Genomic DNA, 1908 nt, shown 5'->3' with positions numbered 1-1908 from the left:
GCCAATAGTGCGCCGAGGCCAAGCGCGACAATCAGCAGATGGAGCAGAATCGCGGACTGAAGACCGAGAATGGCCGTCAGCGCAGCCCAATAGCCGTGCCGGAGGCCGGTGCTCATGCTGATCACCGCACCCGGCCCTGGCGTAACGGCGATTAGGATCGCCGCCAGCAGGAAGCCAAGCCAGACCGTCAGCGTCATTTACGGCGCTGAATTTGAGAGACGTCGCGCACCGCCCCCTTGTCAGCCGAGGTGGCCATCAGGGCGTAGGCTTGGAGGGCGGCGGAAACGACGCGTTCGCGGTTGACTGGTTGCCAGGCAGCATCGCCCTTGGCTTCCATCGCGGCGCGGCGGCTGGCGAGTTGGTCGTCGGCGATTGCCAGGTGGATGCGCCGGTTCGGGATGTCGATCTCGATGGTGTCACCTTCTTCAACCAGCCCGATGGCGCCACCATCCGCCGCTTCCGGCGAGGCATGGCCGATGGAAAGACCGGAGGTGCCGCCGGAGAAGCGGCCATCGGTCAGTAAGGCGCAGGCTTTGCCGAGGCCCATCGACTTCAGATAGGAGGTCGGATAGAGCATTTCCTGCATGCCGGGACCGCCTTTCGGACCTTCGTAGCGGATAACAACGACGTCGCCGGCGACAATTTTCTCGCCCAGAATGGCGTCGACCGCAGCATCCTGACTTTCGAAAACGCGGGCCTTGCCGCTGAATTTCCAGATCGACTCATCGACACCGGCCGTTTTGACGATGCAGCCGTCGACCGCGATGTTGCCGTAAAGCACGGCCAGACCGCCTTCCTGCGAAAAAGCGTTGGCCCTGTTGCGGATGCAGCCGTGGGTGCGGTCGAGGTCGAGTTCGTTGTAGCGACGATCCTGCGAGAAGGCGACCTGGGTCGGCACGCCGCCCGGCGCCGCCTTGAAGAACTCATGTACTTTGACATCGTGTTCGCGGACGACGTCCCAGCGCTCGATCGCTTCGCCGATATTTTTGGTGTGGACTGTCGGCACTTCCCGCGCGATCAATCCAGCCCTGTCCAGTTCGCCCAGGATACCCATGATGCCACCAGCGCGATGGACGTCCTCGATGTGGTACTTGTCAGTCATCGGGGCGACCTTGCACAGACAGGGCACGGCGCGCGAAATGCGGTCGATGTCGGCCATCGTGAAGTTGACACCGGCTTCCTGTGCCGTGGCCAGGATGTGCAGCACGGTGTTGGTCGAGCCGCCCATGGCAACATCGAGGGTCATGGCGTTTTCGAACGCTGCCTTGGTAGCGATGGAGCGCGGCAATATCGAGGCATCGTCCTGCTCGTAGTGGCGCCGGCATAATTCGACGATCTGACGCCCGGCGGACAGGAAGAGTTGCTTGCGGTCGGCGTGGGTGGCGACCACCGTGCCGTTACCGGGCAGGCTAAGGCCGAGCGCCTCGGTCAGGCAATTCATCGAGTTGGCGGTGAACATGCCGGAGCAGGAACCGCAGGTCGGGCAGGCGGAACGTTCGATGTCGTCGAGGTCGGACTGGGAAACGGCGTGGTCGGCGGCCTTGACCATGGCATCGACGAGATCGAGGTGGACGACGTTGCCCTGGATCTTGACCTTGCCGGCTTCCATCGGGCCGCCGGAAACGAAGATCACCGGAATATTGAGGCGCATGGCGGCCATCAGCATGCCCGGGGTGATCTTGTCGCAATTGGAGATGCAGACCATGGCGTCGGCACAGTGCGCGTTAACCATGTATTCAACCGAGTCGGCGATCAGGTCGCGGCTGGGCAGCGAATACAACATCCCGCTGTGCCCCATGGCGATGCCGTCGTCGATGGCGATAGTGTTGAACTCCTTGGCGATGCCACCGGCCGCCTCGATCTCGCGCGCCACCAGCTGGCCCATGTCCTTGAGGTGCACGTGGCCCG

The 1908-nt window shown here is 63.0% G+C and carries 2 protein-coding genes; both read right to left on the bottom strand.

Annotated features, from left to right (window positions below; genetic code table 11):
* On the bottom strand, positions 1-197 hold a 197-nt coding region (locus ADADOO_RS14935), incomplete at its 3' end, for a LysE family transporter (protein WP_511278299.1).
* Positions 194-1908: dihydroxy-acid dehydratase (gene ilvD, locus ADADOO_RS14930; protein ID WP_511278298.1), on the bottom strand; the 1715-nt coding region annotated here is incomplete at its 5' end. The genes ilvD and ADADOO_RS14935, both read right to left, overlap by 4 nt.

The sequence above is a fragment of the Azonexus sp. genome (assembly GCF_036170495.1).
Classification (GTDB): Bacteria; Pseudomonadota; Gammaproteobacteria; order Burkholderiales; family Rhodocyclaceae; genus Azonexus.
Note: the sequence above shows the minus strand (reverse complement) of the source record. Positions and strands in the feature narration are given on the sequence as shown.